The organism is Rhizobium sp. CG4 (assembly GCF_023701965.1).
In the GTDB taxonomy this organism is placed as follows: domain Bacteria; phylum Pseudomonadota; class Alphaproteobacteria; order Rhizobiales; family Rhizobiaceae; genus Agrobacterium.
Genome location: NZ_JABAEG010000006.1, coordinates 105,712 through 121,792 on the forward strand (window position 1 = coordinate 105,712; position 16,081 = coordinate 121,792).

Consider the following 16,081-nt stretch of genomic DNA (forward strand, 5'->3'; position numbering starts at 1 on the left):
TCGGTGCAGCCACAGAGAATATTCTAATATTGGCCTGCAGGGCGGTAAATGAGGTGCAACCGCGCTTCACCAGCTGATTTATACAGCCGGTGCGCTGGCTGATTCGCAACGGGACGATCGCAAAAATGAGGCCGGTATTGGCGCGGTAGAAAACGCGAGTTGAGTTACCGTTGATGAAAGCACTTCAGATATCTGGGAGTGCCTTCAGACTGGATCTTTTGGCGTGGTGGAGGGTGTTGAACTTTCCCGTACGACGATACGCGGTGTTACAACAAAATGCTCCGCAGTATTCCGGCCGTTGATGCGTTCGATCAACAGTCGCGTTGCCTGAAGGCCAAGCTGTTCTCCTGATTGGTCGATGCTGGTCAACCTGTTCTGAGCAAAGTCACAAAACATCGTGTTGTCATAACCAACCACGGCAAGGTCCTCAGGGATCGACAGGCCAAGCTCTCTGGCTACGCTGATGACGCCCAAAGCGATGAGGTCGGTCCAACAGAAGATGGCGTCGGGGCGCTGTGACGCTGTCAACATGCGGCGTGCGGTCAGTTGCACGTCGCGAAGCGTCTGCGAGGAGTGTACGATGTTGATATATTTTCCAAGGCCGGCTTCCATCATGCCACGACGGTATCCAACCTCGCGTTGTGTCAGAATGGTGGAGGTGCTGGAAATAAGGCTGAGCATCGCAATCTTGCGATAACCGTTTGCGGCCAGATGCTTGACGACAATCATCGCGCCTTGCTGATCGTGATTGTTGACCGTGTCAAAACCGTGAGCCTCCGGGTCATGATGTCCGATGGCGACGAGAGGCTTGCGTATTGCGATATTGTTCAGATTCTCCCGGTCTTCAGTCGAACCGATCATCAACAGGCCGTCCATCTGGCGGTCGATCATCGATTCCACCATCGCCAGTTCCGTTTCGATCGACGAATGGCTGATGCCGATCATCGCTCGATATTGCGTTCGCTCAAGTGCGGTATTCACGCCGGTCATGATGTCGGCAAAAAACGGATTTCTGATGTCGGGCAGCAGCAAACCGATCGTGTAGGTCTGTCCGCGCATGCCGCGTGCGGCTGCGAGTGGCCGATATCCAAGCTTGTTCATCGATGCCCGGACATTGGCGCGCAACGCGTCGGATACACCATAGGCGTCGCGCAGGACTTTTGAAACTGCAGCCACAGAAACACCAGCGTCTTCAGCGACTTCCCGGATTGTTACCCGGCCGCCACGTGTTCCTTTTTCACCCACAAATGTACCTTTCAATCGTGCCGTTTGCATGCCTAACAAAAGCCTTTCAACAGGCTGGGGCAATGTCATTTCACTCTATCGGAACAAATTGGGTTGCCAAACGGAAAAAAGTGTAGAACGATATACGTAGAACATTCTACATGAATGATTGCAGCTGGATTTGAGGGAGGACGGCATGCACGACAAAGTGTCAACGCACGCCCGGAGAGACAATTCAATCACCAATTACGCGTGGACGGCGCCAATGGTACGGCCACTCGCGGACAAGGGAGAGGGAACGCCTGCCTCCTTCCTCCAGAAGAGTTTTGTCCTGGAAAATAAGACCGGGAAAGAGGTTCTTCGCATCAGCGCCCTAGGGCTGTATCGGGCCTTCATCAATGGTCAGCGTGTTGGTAACGACCTGCTGACCCCCGGTTGGACAACCTACGACAAGCGCCTGTCTTACCAGACCTATGAGGTCAGCGATCTTCTGATGGCTGGCGAAAACACCATCACCATATGGTTGGCGGATGGCTGGCTGCGTTCGCCGCTGATGTGGGGCAAACATCGCTTGACCAACACCTGGGGTAGCCAGATCGCGGCGATTGCAGAGTTGCGAGCTGGCGAGGGTGATGCCGGTCTGCTGCTTACCACTGATGCATCCTGGCAGAGTGGCACTTTGCCGGTTGTCAAATCGGGTATCTATTTCGGCGAGGCATTTGATGCGCGCGTTCAGCCGAAAGTGACGGCTGGCTCCGAGGTTGTGGCGTTCGACCCATCAATCCTTGTGGCACATGAAACCACGCCGGTGCGTGAAATGACGCCGATTGCGCCGCTCAAAAGCTGGACGGATGCGGAAGGTCGCACCGTGCATGATTTTGGCCAGAATGTTGGTGGTTACGTTGCCTATACGGTTAGCGGCGATGCGGGTGACAGCGTCCGTGTCGAGCATGCTGAAGTGCTGGACAAGGACGGCAATTTCTACAACGTGAATTACCGCACGGCAGAATCTCACACCATTTACACGCTGGCTGGCAAGGGCGCCGAACAATACCGGCCGCACTTCACCTTCCACGGTTTCCGTTATGCCCGCATCACGACAACCGGTAATGCGAAGATCTCAGACGTTTACTCCGTTCCTATCAGCTCGGTTACCGAGCAGAAGGCCAGCTTCACCTCTGGCAATGCGCTGGTAAACAGGCTGGTTCTCAACACTGTGTGGAGCCAGCGCGGCAACTTCATCGAAGTGCCAACCGATTGCCCGCAACGTGATGAACGCCTCGGCTGGACGGGGGATGCCCAAGTCTTCGCAGGCACTGCGCTCTATCTGGCAGATGCCCATGATTTCCTTGCCAAATATGTACGCGATATCATGGCGGACCAGCGTGAAGACGGTTCTGTGCCGCATGTGGTGCCGGATCCGACACGCCAGCAGCCAGAGTTTTATCCGGGCTTTTATGGTTCGACCGGCTGGGGTGATGCCATTGCTGTTATTCCGTGGCAACTCTACCTCCATTACGGCGACAGGGACATTCTTGCCGAGGCACTGCCAGCGATGATCCGCTGGGTCGATTTTGTCTGGTCGATCAGCGATGGTCCGATTGTTTCGCCGCCACGTCAGTGGGGTGCCCGGGGCTTTTCGTTTGGTGACTGGCTACAGCCATCTGGACCTTCGGCAAAACCGCTGCCAACGATTGGCGATGACGCCGCAGCAACGCTCTATCTCTACATCACCGCAAATCTGGTGTCGCAAATCGCGTCCATAACCGGCGATGCTGCCGTGGCTCAACGGCTTGCTGATATGGCAGCTCAGGTCAAGACCGCCTTCCAGCGTGAGTTCATCACCACCTCTGGCCGTCTGGCCTATGATGACCAGACGTCCTATGCGCTGGCGATCGTTCATGACCTTATTCCAGATGAGCATCTGGAAGCGGCCAAGGGCTATTTCAAGGCAACGATTGCTCGTTCCGAGGGACGTATCGGCACCGGTTTCATCGGCACGCCTGCGCTGTTGCCAGCTCTGCTGAAGATTGGTGAAGTGGGACTGGCTGCGGATGTGTTCCTGCAGGAAAATGTGCCGGGTTGGCTCTATCAGGTGAAAATGGGCGCAACGACGATCTGGGAGCGGTGGGATGCGGTCCAGGCGGATGGCACGATCTATAATCCGCAGATGAACTCGTACAATCACTATGCCTACGGCGCTGTTTGCCAGTGGTTGTTTGAGGCTGTTGCCGGCTTCCGCCCGGATGCCGCCGAGCCCGGTTTTGCTACCATTGTCCTCGAACCAACCATCATTCCAGATCTGTCTCCGGTTCAGGCAAGCCACCAGTCTCCACGGGGTCTGATCTCTGCCGGATGGTCCGTTAACGGCAACACTGCGCTTTATGAGGTTGAAGTGCCACAAGGTGCACGCGGCGTGTTGAAACTTGCCGATGATTACACCGACGTGACCGTTGACGGCGCCACCTTTACCGGTCGCGATCTGGGGCCGGGCAAACATTCCATCAGCTTTAAATTCATTCCGCCGGTGCGGGCGGTCAAAGAGGACTTCATGATTAACGCCCGTACGCCGTAAGGCGAAGGGCAAAGGCGTCAGCAGGCCTGCGGAGGGGTGGGCCAACAGGGAGGAAACCAATGCTGAAGACTCATAGAAGACATGCCTTGATTAGTTTTGCTGCCGGTCTATTGACCATGACGGTGCTGTCCGGCCCCGTCATGGCAAAGAGCACGGTGACCATGCTCATCGACAATGGCCCGAATACCGTGGCTCTGGCGGAAGCATTGGTGAAGGCATTTGAGCTGAAAAACCCGGATATCACTATTGATATCGAAACGCGGCCCGGCGGTGGTGAGGGAGACAACATCGTCAAGACCCGGCTGGCGACCGGGCAGATGACGGATATTTTCTATTATAATTCCGGATCGCTGCTACAGGCGCTGGCGCCGCAGCAGACCTTGATGGATTTGAGCCAGGAACCGTTCATGGCAAACGTTTCTGACAGCTTCAAACAGGTTGTAAGCGTTGGAGATGCTGTCTTTGGCGTGCCGATCAGTCCGGCGGAAGCGGGGGGCATTTTCTATAACCGTGATATTTACGCGGAACTTGGTCTTGATGTGCCCAAAACATGGGCCGAATTCATGGCCAACAATGAAAAGATCAAGGCAGCTGGCAAGACCGCGCTTATCCAGACCTACGGTGACCCTTGGACCAGCCAGCTTTTTGTTCTCGCTGACTTTTTCAACGTGCAGAAGGCGGTACCCGATTTTGCTACGCAGTTTACCGCAGGCGTTGCCAAATTCGCCAAGACACCTGCAGCAACACAAAGCTTCGAAAGGCTAAAGCAGGTTCATGATGCGAATATCATGAACGAAGATTTTGGTGCGGCGACCTACAATGACGGCCTGCGTATGCTGGTCAACGGCGAGGGCGCTCATTACCCGATGCTGACATTTGCCATACCGGCCCTTTCAGACAATTACCCTGAATTGCTCGACAAGGTGGGATTTTTTGCCCAGCCGGGCGATGATGCAGTCAATAATGGTTTGACCACCTGGATGCCGGGTGGATTCTACATTCCCCAGACATCCGCAAATCCTGACCTTGCCAAACTGTTCATGGCCTTTGTCGCCAGCACCGATGGCTGCAAGGTTCTGGAAGATACCGTCGGTATCAACGGTCCCTTCCTGATCAAGGGTTGCGAGCTGCCGGAAAAGGTAGCGCCAGTGGTTGCTGACCTGCTGCCATATTTTGCCGAAGGCGGGCAGAACGCACCAGCACTCGAATTCCTCTCCCCCGTCAAAGGCCCGATCCTCGAACAGCTCACTGTCGAGGTCGGCTCAGGCATTCGCGAGCCAGCGGATGCTGCGGCTCGATATGACGAAGATGCGCGCAAACAGGCACAGCAGCTGGGCCTTCCGGGCTGGTGAGCCGATACTATACAATACAGTCCAATATGGAAAGCAGGACATGACAAAACGCAAAACTGCCCTGACGGCTTTTGCCGCTGGCCTTTTCACCCTGACTGCGCTTTCAAGCGCAGCCTTGGCAAAAACCAACCTGACCATTCTGGTGGATAATGCCTCGCACACTATTGCCATTTCCGAAGCTTTGGCGACGGCCTTTCAGGAGAAAAATCCTGATGTCGCGATAGACATCGAAGCGCGCCCCGGCGGCGGGGAAGGCGACAACATCGTCAAGACCCGGCTGGCAACCGGCCAGATGACCGACATTTTCTGGTACAATACCGGCTCGCTGCTGCAGGCATTGGCACCGGAGCAGACACTTGTCGATCTCAGTGCCGAACCGTTCATGGATAATGTCGCTGACAGCTTCAAACAGGTCGTGACGGCAGGTAGTGGTGTTTACGGCGTACCAACCCGCCCCGCTGAGGCCGGTGGCATATTCTACAACCGCAAGATCTACGAAAAACTTGGCTTGTCGGTTCCGACGAGCTGGGCAGAATTCATGATTAATAACAAGAAGATCAAGGACGCGGGTATCCCCGCGGTTATCCAGACCTATGGTGAACCCTGGACAAGCCAGGTGTTGCTCTTGGCTGACTTTTACAATGTGCAGAAGCAGGTGCCGGACTTTGCCGCGCAATATACGGCGGGGACGGCGAAATTTGCCTCTACCCCTGCTGCTGTGCGCGGTTTCGAATATCTCAAGGAAGTCTCGGACGGCGGATTCTTCAATGAAGATTTTGGCGCTGCGCGCTACGAAGACGGTCTGCGTATGATCGCCGAGGGCGAGGGCGCCCATTACCCTATGATCACCTTTGCCATTCCGGCACTTTCTGATGGTTATCCTGACCAGATCAATGATGTCGGCTTTTTCGCATTGCCCGCCGCCAAGGCTGAAGACACTGGCCTCACCGTGTGGATGCCGGCTGGTTTCTACATTTCCAAGACATCGGCCAATATTGATGTTGCAAAACAGTTCCTCGCCTTCGTTGCAAGTCCGGAAGGATGTGCAGCGCAAAGCAAGGCCGTGGCGATTAACGGCCCCTACCTGATCAAGGGCTGCACGCTGCCTGACAATGTCGTGCAGTCTGTGACCGACCTTCTGCCCTATTTTGAAAACGGCAAAAATGCCCCGGCGCTGGAGTTCCTCTCGCCGATCAAGGGACCGATCCTCGAGCAGCTGACGGTGGAAGTTGGCACCGGTATTCGCCAGCCAGCCGATGCTGCAGCACTTTATGATGAAGATGTCCGCAAGCAAGCTCAGCAGCTTGGTCTGTCCGGCAGATAAATGCCGATATTCCGGTGGCTTCGGCAGGTTTGCCCGAGGCCACCGCCTTTGTCTCTGGAGCCCTCATGGTCGCATCTGCTGTTTCAACCCTGACCACGCGTCGGTCGTCCTATCCCGGCTGGTTTTACCTGCCGGCGGCGGTCATCTACGGCGTGCTGTTTCTTCTGCCGACATTTGCATCTTTTTACTTCAGCCTCACACGCTGGAGCCTGTTCAGTTCGAGCTTTATCGGTTTTGAAAACTTCATTCAGTTCTTCCGCGAACCCTTTCTCATTCAAGGCCTCGTCAACACCATCATCTATGCGGTGATCACCTCAGGTCTCAAGGTTGTCATCGGAATGTTGCTGGCGGTGATGCTGACCAGCCAGATCATGGCGCGTGGACTGTTGCGGTCACTGGTGTTTTTCCCCGTGCTGGTGTCGACCATCGGTGTCGGCATTACCTTCACTGTTCTGATGCACCCCACGCAGGGGGCAATCAATGAAGGTCTGGCGCTGTTGGGAATAAAAGGTCCTGGCTGGCTGACAGACCCCAAGGTGGCATTGTTCTCAGTTGCGCTTGTTGATGTCTGGAAGGGCGTGGGTCTTGCAACTGTGATCTATATTGCCGGTATCGTCGCCATTCCAAAAGACTACTACGAGGCGGCGCGCATCGATGGCGGCACCAAGCTGCAGAACTTTTTCTACATCACTCTGCCGCTCAGTCGTCCCGCGACGGCAACCGTCATCACGCTGTCCTTCATCGGCGGACTTCGAACCTTCGATCTGATTTGGGCAATGACAAAGGGTGGGCCGGGCTTTGCTTCCGATACCATCGCCTCGGTGATCTACAAACAATACCAGTCAGGCTTTTTTGGACTGTCGACGGCGGGCAATGTGGTGCTGTTTATCCTGATCGCCATCCTTGTTGTTCCGATCACAATCTTCCTCAATCGCAGGGAGGGACACCAGTGAAATCCCGTGCTTCCACCATTGGCGGCATTGCTGCTCTACTCATCTCCTTCGTCGTTTTTGTCATCCCATTTGCGTTCATTGTGCTGATGGCATTCAAGGACAGGCGACAGGCCAATCTGCTGGATTTCTCCTGGCCATCAGGGTTTCACCTCTGGGACAATCTGGTCACGGTGATCACCACACGAAACTGGATGCTGGTGACCGCATTCATCAACTCCACCATCCTTACCGTTACCAGCGTGACGCTGCTTGTCGTGTTCGGCGCTATGGTCGGTTTCGTCCTGGCGCGTCGCAAAACCCGCTGGAACCCGTTGGTGGAGTTCCTGATCCTTGCCGGATTGATGATCCCACCTGCGGTGGTACCAACCATCTGGCTGCTGCAGGGTTTGAAACTATTCGGTACGCTGCATGGCATGGTGCTGATTGAGGTCGCCTATAACCTGCCTTTCACCATCATCCTCTACCGCGCCTTCATTGCGACCATTCCACGCGATCTGGATGAGGCAGCGATCATCGACGGTGCGCGGCCGCTGGATGTGTTTTTCCGGGTGATCCTGCCGCTGTTATGGCCAGTAACGGTGACCAATATCGTGGTGCAGTCGGTTGGTATCTTCAACGATTTTACCAACCCGCTTTATTACCTGCCGGGCAACGCCAATGCGACGGTTCAGCTGACTCTCTACAATTTCCAGAGCCAGTTCAACACATCCTACAATCTCCTCTTCACCAACATCGCGCTGATTACCATTCCGCCTTTGGTCGTCTTCCTGTTTTTCAACCGTCAGATTGTGGCAGGCATGACCGCCGGCGCCGTCAAAGGATAATTTCATGGCTGGTCTTTCTCTCAAATCCATCCACAAACGTTACGGCGAGCAGCCCGTCATCAAGGGTGTGGACTTGTCGATCAAGCATGGTGAGTTCGTCGTTTTCGTCGGCCCGTCCGGTTGCGGAAAGTCCACCCTGTTGCGCATGATTGCCGGTCTAGGAGATATCAGCTCGGGCGAGCTGCATATCGGCGACAAGCTGTGTAATGATGTCGAACCGCGTGACCGCGGAATTGCCATGGTGTTTCAGTCCTACGCGCTCTATCCGCATATGAGTGTCTATGACAATGTCGGTTTCGGCCTAAAGCTGGCCAGAACTCCCAAGGATGAGCGCGACCGCAAAATCCGTGAAGCTGCACGCATCCTGAAGATGGAACACCTGCTGGATCGCAAACCGGGCCAGCTGTCAGGCGGCCAGCGCCAGCGTGTTGCGATTGGTCGTGCAATCGTGCGGCAGCCGGAGGTGTTTCTGTTCGATGAGCCGCTGTCCAATCTTGATGCGGCCTTGCGTGTCGATATGCGGATGGAAATTTCCAAGCTCCACAAGGAGCTTGGCGCAACGATGATCTATGTCACGCACGATCAGGTCGAGGCGATGACACTGGCGGACAAGATCGTCGTGCTGGACGCTGGTGTCGTGCAGCAGGTTGGATCGCCGATGGAACTTTATCAGCGCCCCGCCAATCTCTTTGTTGCCGGTTTCATTGGCTCACCGAAGATGAACTTCGTGCCGGTACACGTCGACAAAGTAGAGGGCAGCCGGGTTACGGTCAGCGGACAGGACGTCGTCAAGCTGACGGTCGAAGCCGACGCACGCTCAGTGAAGACCGGTGATCAGCTGACGCTCGGCATTCGTCCACATGACCTTGCTCCAGCCTCCGACGGTTCCATTGTTGGCCGGATCGGTCTGGTAGAAAGACTTGGCAATGAGACGATCGTCAGCCTGGAATTGCCGTCTGGTGCACTCTGGCTTGCCGTGCTGGACGGCGACCAGCCTCTTAATCGCGGGGAGAGCCTGGCGCTGAGTGCAAACCCGACCAAGGCTGTGGTTTTTGATCGTGCAGGCAAATCGCTGCTGGCAGATGTCGGTTAGGTGAATTGCAGTTCGCGTAGCGTTCTCCAGATCAGGAAACACCGGTGTTGTATGCCGGTGTTTCTATTTTTGGGAGGGTAAGGTTCAATCAGGACACTATCGGCATGATCAATTCTTCAGTGGTAGCGTTTGCCTTGACGAAACACCATTTATCAATTTGAAACCGGATAGACCATTGTTCAAGCCGATCGCAACGACGCGGTAAGGCGATTTCGAAACTGGCGATGTCATCCATTGCCAGAAGGCTTGAAAACTACCGACAGGGCAAATGTGATGTTTACGATCAAGACGATTGAGAACAGCAATAAGGCGTCGTTCTACGGAGAGCTGAACAGTCAGCTGGAAGGGCTTCTGCATGGCGAGCGCGATTTCATCGCCAACGCAGCCAATGTTTCCGCGCTAGTTTTTGGTCTCGTACCGGATCTGAACTGGGCTGGGTTCTATTTCCTGAAACAGCAGGACGAACTGGTTCTCGGTCCTTTTCAGGGCAAGGTTGCCTGTGTGCGTATTCCGGTTGGCAAGGGTGTTTGTGGCGTCGCAGTTGCCGACGCCAAGACACAGCTTGTGCCTGACGTTCACGCTTTTCCAGGCCATATTGCGTGCGATGCGAATTCGCGTTCGGAACTGGTGGTGCCGCTGATCAAGGATGGGCGCATTCTCGGTGTGCTTGACCTTGATAGTCCGCTGCCGGGTCGCTTCGACCTGGAGGATCAGGCAGGCTTTGAGACAGTTGCCGCACTCTATGTCGCGGCAAGTGATTTCTGATCTTTCAGCTTTGGCTTCAATCTACCGCGACCATGACGTCTGATGCCTTTACAACGGCATAGGCTTCGCCGCCAACCATCAGACCCTATTCGTCGACAGCGGCATTTGTGATGGATGATGTCGTAACAACGCCATTGCCGATATCAATGCGCACATGTGCGGTCGTCGCGCCCTTGGTTACTTCGACGATTTTACCCTTCATGGTATTGCGTGCGCTGATCTTCATGGATTTTCTCCTGCTTTACCTGAACCCAGTCGTAACTGTTGCGGAATGAGAAACGGAAGCGGAGTTTTTTACACAGCAGTCTCGCCGCAGGAACAAACGCCCGGTGAAAGCAGTTGATCCCACGGTCTGAAGCATGTCTTCGGGCGGATTGTTGCGGGTGCGTCCATGACCAGAGATAAGCTTTCTATCTATAAGCAGAAGCGCGATTTTAAGGTAACGAAGGAACCGAGCGGGTCAGGCCAGCTGGGTAAGTCCAATCGCCTGCGTTTTGTTATCCAGAAACATGATGCGACCCGGCTGCATTATGATCTGCGACTGGAATTGGATGGGGTTTTCAAATCCTGGGCGGTCACTAGAGGTCCCTCGCTTGATCCGCATGACAAGCGTCTGGCGGTCGAGGTGGAGGACCATCCCCTTGATTATGGTGACTTCGAGGGCACCATTCCCAAAAAACAATATGGTGGCGGCACTGTCATGTTGTGGGATCGAGGCTACTGGGAGCCGGAAGGCGATATGACAGCCGAAGAGGCTTTGAAAAAGGGCGACCTTAAATTCACGCTGGAGGGTGACCGTCTGCATGGCAGTTTTGTGTTGGTTCGCATGCGTCATGATCGCAACGGCGGCAAACGCACCAATTGGCTGCTTATCAAGCACAATGATGACTTTTCGGTTGAGGAGGACGGCGCCGCCGTTCTCGACAATAACATGACCTCGGTCGCCTCCGGCCGTTCCATGGAAACAATCGCATCCGGCAAGGGCAGGAAACCCAAACCATTCATGATGAAGAGTGGCGATATCGAAGCCGATGCTGTGTGGGACAGCAGTAACGGCCTTGCCGCAGACAAACGAAAGTCAGCATCTGTTGGTCGAAAGGCTGGCTCTCAGAAAACGGGCCATCAGGAGTCGAGCCGTCAGAATTCAAAAATCCCGGCTTTTGTGCCGCCACAACTGTGCCAGACACTGACGCGGCCGCCGGCGGGCAAAGGCTGGTTGCACGAGATCAAGTTCGACGGTTACCGCATTCAAATGCGCATTGAAGATGGTGAGGTAATCTTGAAGACCCGCAAGGGTCTCAACTGGACAGAGAAGTTTAGTGCCATTGCCAAGGCCGCATCCGGTCTTGCAGACGGTATCATCGATGGGGAAATCTGCGCCCTTGATGATCACGGCGCACCGGATTTCGCGGCGCTGCAGGCGGCACTATCGGACGAGCAGACCGGTGCTCTTGTCTACTTTGCGTTTGATCTGTTGTTTGACGGCAAGGAGGACATTCGCAACCTGCCACTTACCGAGCGTAAACAACAGTTGGAAACTCTGCTTGATGAGGCCGATGCTGACACACGCTTGCGTTATGTCGAGCATTTTGAAACCGGTGGCGATGCGGTTCTGCGATCCGCCTGCCGTCTTTCGCTTGAAGGTATCGTGTCGAAAAAAAGCGACGCTCCCTATCGTTCCGGGCGGACTAACAGTTGGGCGAAATCCAAATGCCGTGCTGGCCATGAAGTTGTGATTGGCGCCTATGCCAAGACCAATGGGAAATTCCGCTCCCTGCTGGTCGGTGTCAATCGTGGCGATCATTTTGTTTATGTCGGCCGGGTGGGCACGGGTTACAGCGCCAAGGTTGTGCAAGAAATTTTGCCGAAATTGCGGGAAATGGAGACGTCAAAGTCGCCCTTTACCGGTGTTGGCGCACCGAAACAAAGCGCTGATATCGTTTGGCTAAAGCCAGAACTTGTCGCGGAAATCGAGTTTGCCGGATGGACTGCCGACGGGCAGGTGCGGCAGGCTGCCTTCAAGGGACTGCGGGAAGACAAACCCGCGGCAGATGTAGAGGTCGAGATGCCTGCAAATCCGGAAAAATCCGATGTGCCTGAACCACAAAAGGGCAAATCAGCCCGGGTGGTCAAAGGTAAAAAGGCGGAGGTCATGGGTGTGATGATCTCACATCCAGACAAACCGCTGTGGCCGGATGCGGGAGATGGCGAACCGGTAAACAAGCTGGCGCTTGCGCAGTATTACCAGTCTGTCGGTCCGTGGATGATTGGCCATCTCAAGGGACGCCCATGTTCGATATTGCGGACACCTGATGGTATTGGTGACGAGCAGTTTTTCCAGCGCCATGCCATGCGCGGCACATCCAATCTGCTGGAACTTGTCACGATCAGTGGTGACAAGCAGCCTTATCTGCAAATTGACCGCGTTGAGGGACTGATTGCGATTGCGCAAATCGGTGGCACGGAACTGCATCCGTGGAACTGTGATCCTGGTCGTATCGAAGTACCCGGCCGACTGGTGTTCGACCTTGATCCTGGGCCGGGGGTAGAATTTTCCGCAATCGTTGCTGCGGCGAGAGAAATTCGCGATCGGATGGAGGAGGTGGGGCTGATCGGTTTTTGCAAGACGACCGGAGGCAAGGGCCTGCATGTCGTGACGCCGCTTGCTGCGCCCAAAAGCTCTGGGCCGGACTGGGACGATGCCAAGGCCTTTGCCCGTAATCTTTGCGAACAAATGGCCAGCGATAGCCCGGAGCTATATCTGACCAAGATGGCCAAAAAACAACGGGATGGCCGCATTTTTCTGGATTACCTGCGCAATGACCGCATTGCGACAGCAGTGGCACCGCTATCTCCACGCGCTAGGCCGGGAGCGACGGTTTCCATGCCTCTGACATGGGCTCAGGTAAAATCCGATCTGGATCCCAAACGTTTCACCATCCGCACAGTGCCGGACCTGTTGCAGAAGACCTCTGCCTGGCAGGATTATTGTGACAGCGAACGTTCACTTGCACAGGCCATAAAACGTCTCGCGAAGATCAAGGCCATATCTCCGGAGTGAGATGTGGATCGGTCGGTACATTATTTTCGTGACCGTTTTTCTCCTGCCAGCGATTTACGCAGTGCATCCATGATGTTGATGACGTTGTCGGGCGGTTCCACTGCCGGCTTTTTTGTTTTGGTTTTTGAGGTCTTTTTCAGTGCTTTTTTGCGGCTTTCGATAATGTCGAGCAACCGATCCTGCACGGGGTCAATGACCATTTTTGCATCCCAGTCACGGGTCTGTTTTTTGATCAGTTTCCGAACGAGAGACAGGGTGTCGGGCTCCGGTTTTTCATTATCGATGCCATCAAAGTAGCTTTTTTCATCGCGCACCTCGTCACCATAGCGCAAGGTCCACAACACAATGCCTTTACCTCTGGGTTCCAGCATGACAGCACGCTCGCGCCGGGAGATGACCAGCTGTGACACGCCGACCATTTTTCGCGCTTCCATCGCATCACGAATAACTGAAAAAGCTTCCTGACCAACCGGTTCGTTTGGCGACAGATAATAGGGCGTGTCCAGCCAAATCCAGTCGATACTGTCTCGTGGCGTAAACATAGAAACGTCTATCGTCCGGGTACTGTCTAGGGCGACATTTTCCAACTCGTCATCCTCCAGCATGACGTAGTCGTCTTCACCGCGGGGATAACCCTTTACCTCATCCTCCTCTTTCACCGCTTTGCCGGTTACAGAATCAACATAATGGCTGACAACGCGGTTGCCGGTGGGTCGATTGAGAGTGTGAAAACGGACTTTGTCGCTTTCAGATGTCGCTGGCACCATCTGCACCGAACACGTCACCAGTGACAGCTTGAGATAACCTTTCCAATAAGGGCGAATGGCCATGGCAATCTCCGTTTAGCTTGCTCGCCGTGTCTTGCTGGCGGTGCGTTTGGGCTTCGAGGCAGTCTTGTCTGCTTTCTCTCCGGTGTCGGCTTTTTTTCCTCTGTTGGCGTTGGCCGCAGACCGTTTGTTTGTGACTTTGCCTTCGCCCATACCTGCACTTTCACGGAGTGCCTTAAGCAGGTCGCCTGGCTTTGACGCGACCGGTGCTTTGCGTTTTGGTAGCGACCGACCTTCAATCTTGGCCTTAACCAGTTCGGTTACTGCCGCCTCGTAACGATCATCGAATTTGCTGACGTCAAATTTGCCTGTCTTGGTGCCGATGATGTGTTCGGCAAGCTCCAGCATCTCGCCTTCGATCTTCAGATCGGGCAATTCTTCAAAAGCCTCTTCCGGGGAGCGAACTTCGTAATCGAAATTGAGCGTTGAGGCGATCAAACCGTCATGGTGAGGACGAATGAGGACAGTCCGCAGGCGACGGAACAGCACGGTGCGGGCGATGGCTGCGACGTTTTCTTTTTCCATGCCTTCACGCAACAATGCGAACGCTTCAGCTCCCATTTTCTCGGGTGCCAGGTAATATGGTTTGTCGAAATATACATTGTCGATCTGCGAGCAAGGTATGAACGCCTCTATCGTCAGCGTTTTGTCGCTATCGGGAATGGCTGCTGCCACTTCCTCCGGCTCAAGGACGACATAACGCCCGTCATCAATTTCATAACCTTTGACCTGATCGTCACGCTCAACAATATCCCCGGTTTCACCATCGACAAATGCTCGACGTACCCGGTTTCCGGTTTTCCGGTTGAGCACATTAAAGCTGATGCGGTCTGCCGACGACGCGGCGGTATAGAGTGCTACTGGACAAGACACTTCGCCGAATTTGATGAAGCCTTTCCAGTTCGCGCGCGGGGAAACCATATGCTTGTCCTTTCAGACTTTGGCAATGTGGTTCAACAGCGCAGCATGGATAAACGTTCCTTGTCGAGCGCAATCATCTGCAGAATTAGATAAGATGGGTTAATGAGCAGAACTTGGTTTGCCCCTGACTGAATTGATGAAGCTGAGGATCGCAATCACAACACCACCCAGAACGATGCCGAGAATTGCCTGCAATACGGAGGCAGTGAGCCAGCCAAGAACACCCGGAAGCACAGGGGTTCCGTTTTGCACGGCGTGGGTCGCCTGCTCGATGATGTGTTCCGGCAGGTGAAAACCGAGGCCGGCAAGGCCGTGCACAATAATACTGCCGCCGACCCACAACATAGCTGCCGTGCCAACCAGCGCCAGAACCTTGAGAAAAACCGGAACGCCTTTTACGAGGCCTTCGCCAAACGAGCGCACAAATGAGCGGCCGGTCTTGGCCATATGAAGTCCTATGTCATCGGCTTTGACGATGACGGCGACCACGCCATAGACGGCAACGGTAATGAGAATGCCGACACCCGCCAATACGGCCGCTTGCGTGTACATATCAGACGTCGAAACTTCTGCCAGCGTCAGCGCCATGATTTCTGCCGACAGGATAAAGTCCGTCCGTATCGCACCGGACACCTTTTGTGCTTCCAGAGTCGCCTGATCGACGACTGCGTCAACTGAAACCATATCATGGGCGGCATGGGGAAAAAATGCTTCGTAGATTTTTTCGGCCCCCTCAAAGCATAAATACATGCCGCCGATCATCAATAGGGGTGTTATCAGGAATGGCGCAAAATATCCGAGAAGCAGGCAAAGCGGTAGCAAGAACAGAAGCTTGTTGCGCAGCGAACCAAGGGCAATACGCCCGATGATGGGCAGCTCGCGGCTTGGCGAAAGACCGATGACATAGGCTGGTGTAACTGCCGTATCGTCAATGACCACGCCTGCGGCCTTGACGCTTGCCTTCGCGGTCTGGCCGGCGACATCGTCAAGAGAGGTTGCCGCCAGCTTGGCTATTGCCGCGATATCATCAAGAAGAGCAATCAGGCCAGTCGCCACGGGTATTCTCCATATTTGCGAGGTAGGTTGAAACAATCAAAGCTATGTGGTGGACACCGGCAGTTGTAGAGAGGCAGACTGTTTCGGGCAACAATAAACAGACGTC

12 protein-coding genes and 1 pseudogene are annotated in these 16,081 nt (G+C 54.6%); 8 read left to right on the forward strand and 5 right to left on the reverse strand.

From position 1 onward, the window contains the following. Positions 1 to 204 precede the first annotated feature (204 nt). Complete coding sequence (locus HGO37_RS17470; protein ID WP_250984437.1) at positions 205 to 1,275, reverse strand: LacI family DNA-binding transcriptional regulator; 1,071 nt, start codon at positions 1,273 to 1,275, stop codon at positions 205 to 207. A 145-nt stretch (positions 1,276 to 1,420) separates the two neighbouring features. Here HGO37_RS17470 and HGO37_RS17475 point away from each other — a divergent pair, with 145 nt between their 5' ends. The 7 genes from HGO37_RS17475 (at position 1,421) to msrC (ending at position 10,110) form a co-directional block, all read left to right on the forward strand. Further along, positions 1,421 to 3,799 (forward strand): alpha-L-rhamnosidase, encoded by a 2,379-nt coding sequence (locus HGO37_RS17475; RefSeq protein WP_250984438.1) that lies wholly within the window; start codon positions 1,421 to 1,423, stop codon positions 3,797 to 3,799. 59 nt (positions 3,800 to 3,858) lie between these two features. Continuing rightward, the gene (locus HGO37_RS17480; protein ID WP_502941429.1) at positions 3,859 to 5,151 is read left to right on the forward strand and encodes an ABC transporter substrate-binding protein; all 1,293 of its coding nucleotides are present in this window, start codon (positions 3,859 to 3,861) and stop codon (positions 5,149 to 5,151) included. 40 nt (positions 5,152 to 5,191) lie between these two features. Then, on the forward strand, positions 5,192 to 6,475 hold the full coding sequence (locus tag HGO37_RS17485; protein WP_250984439.1) for an ABC transporter substrate-binding protein: 1,284 nt from the start codon (positions 5,192 to 5,194) through the stop codon (positions 6,473 to 6,475). 65 nt (positions 6,476 to 6,540) lie between these two features. Further along, complete coding sequence (locus HGO37_RS17490; RefSeq protein WP_250984440.1) at positions 6,541 to 7,428, forward strand: carbohydrate ABC transporter permease; 888 nt, start codon at positions 6,541 to 6,543, stop codon at positions 7,426 to 7,428. Beyond that, positions 7,425 to 8,252 carry a carbohydrate ABC transporter permease gene (locus tag HGO37_RS17495; protein ID WP_250984441.1) on the forward strand — a complete coding sequence of 276 codons (828 nt, stop codon included), beginning with the start codon at positions 7,425 to 7,427 and terminating at the stop codon, positions 8,250 to 8,252. The genes HGO37_RS17490 and HGO37_RS17495 overlap by 4 nt, the downstream gene beginning before the upstream one ends. Positions 8,253 to 8,256: 4 nt before the next feature. Next, the gene (locus HGO37_RS17500) at positions 8,257 to 9,345 is read left to right on the forward strand and encodes an ABC transporter ATP-binding protein (RefSeq protein ID WP_285200749.1); all 1,089 of its coding nucleotides are present in this window, start codon (positions 8,257 to 8,259) and stop codon (positions 9,343 to 9,345) included. 273 nt (positions 9,346 to 9,618) lie between these two features. Beyond that, the gene (gene msrC / locus HGO37_RS17505) at positions 9,619 to 10,110 is read left to right on the forward strand and encodes a free L-methionine (R)-S-oxide reductase MsrC (protein ID WP_250984442.1); all 492 of its coding nucleotides are present in this window, start codon (positions 9,619 to 9,621) and stop codon (positions 10,108 to 10,110) included. Between the two features lie 16 nt (positions 10,111 to 10,126). Here msrC and HGO37_RS17510 read toward each other — a convergent pair. Continuing rightward, positions 10,127 to 10,336 (reverse strand): annotated as a pseudogene (locus HGO37_RS17510) (TOBE domain-containing protein). Between the two features lie 165 nt (positions 10,337 to 10,501). Between HGO37_RS17510 and ligD the strand changes: the two are divergent. Continuing rightward, a complete protein-coding gene (gene ligD, locus HGO37_RS17515; RefSeq protein WP_250984443.1) occupies positions 10,502 to 13,171 on the forward strand; it encodes a DNA ligase D in 2,670 nt (889 codons plus the stop codon). A gap of 20 nt (positions 13,172 to 13,191) precedes the next feature. Here ligD and ku (HGO37_RS17520) read toward each other — a convergent pair whose 3' ends face one another. The 3 genes from ku (HGO37_RS17520) to HGO37_RS17530 form a co-directional block, all read right to left on the reverse strand. After that, positions 13,192 to 14,001, reverse strand: coding sequence for a non-homologous end joining protein Ku (gene ku / locus HGO37_RS17520; protein WP_250984444.1), 810 nt, complete (start codon positions 13,999 to 14,001; stop codon positions 13,192 to 13,194). Positions 14,002 to 14,013: 12 nt separating this feature from the next. Continuing rightward, a complete protein-coding gene (ku, locus tag HGO37_RS17525; protein ID WP_250984445.1) occupies positions 14,014 to 14,919 on the reverse strand; it encodes a non-homologous end joining protein Ku in 906 nt (301 codons plus the stop codon). A gap of 99 nt (positions 14,920 to 15,018) precedes the next feature. Beyond that, positions 15,019 to 15,975, reverse strand: a complete 957-nt coding sequence (locus HGO37_RS17530) for a DUF808 domain-containing protein (RefSeq protein ID WP_250984446.1) — start codon at positions 15,973 to 15,975, stop codon at positions 15,019 to 15,021. Positions 15,976 to 16,081 lie beyond the last annotated feature (106 nt).

Bases quoted from the DNA above. Each gene is read 5' to 3' on its own strand.
- HGO37_RS17480 (WP_502941429.1), top strand. From the start codon at position 3,859: ATGCTGAAGACTCATAGAAGACATGCCTTGATTAGTTTTGCTGCCGGT.
- HGO37_RS17490 (WP_250984440.1), top strand. From the start codon at position 6,541: ATGGTCGCATCTGCTGTTTCAACCCTGACCACGCGTCGGTCGTCCTAT.
- ku (WP_250984445.1), bottom strand. From the start codon at position 14,919: ATGGTTTCCCCGCGCGCGAACTGGAAAGGCTTCATCAAATTCGGCGAA.
- HGO37_RS17470 (WP_250984437.1), bottom strand. From the start codon at position 1,275: ATGCAAACGGCACGATTGAAAGGTACATTTGTGGGTGAAAAAGGAACA.
- HGO37_RS17485 (WP_250984439.1), top strand. From the start codon at position 5,192: ATGACAAAACGCAAAACTGCCCTGACGGCTTTTGCCGCTGGCCTTTTC.
- ligD (WP_250984443.1), top strand. From the start codon at position 10,502: ATGACCAGAGATAAGCTTTCTATCTATAAGCAGAAGCGCGATTTTAAG.
- ku (WP_250984444.1), bottom strand. From the start codon at position 14,001: ATGGCCATTCGCCCTTATTGGAAAGGTTATCTCAAGCTGTCACTGGTG.
- HGO37_RS17500 (WP_285200749.1), top strand. From the start codon at position 8,257: ATGGCTGGTCTTTCTCTCAAATCCATCCACAAACGTTACGGCGAGCAG.
- msrC (WP_250984442.1), top strand. From the start codon at position 9,619: ATGTTTACGATCAAGACGATTGAGAACAGCAATAAGGCGTCGTTCTAC.
- HGO37_RS17475 (WP_250984438.1), top strand. From the start codon at position 1,421: ATGCACGACAAAGTGTCAACGCACGCCCGGAGAGACAATTCAATCACC.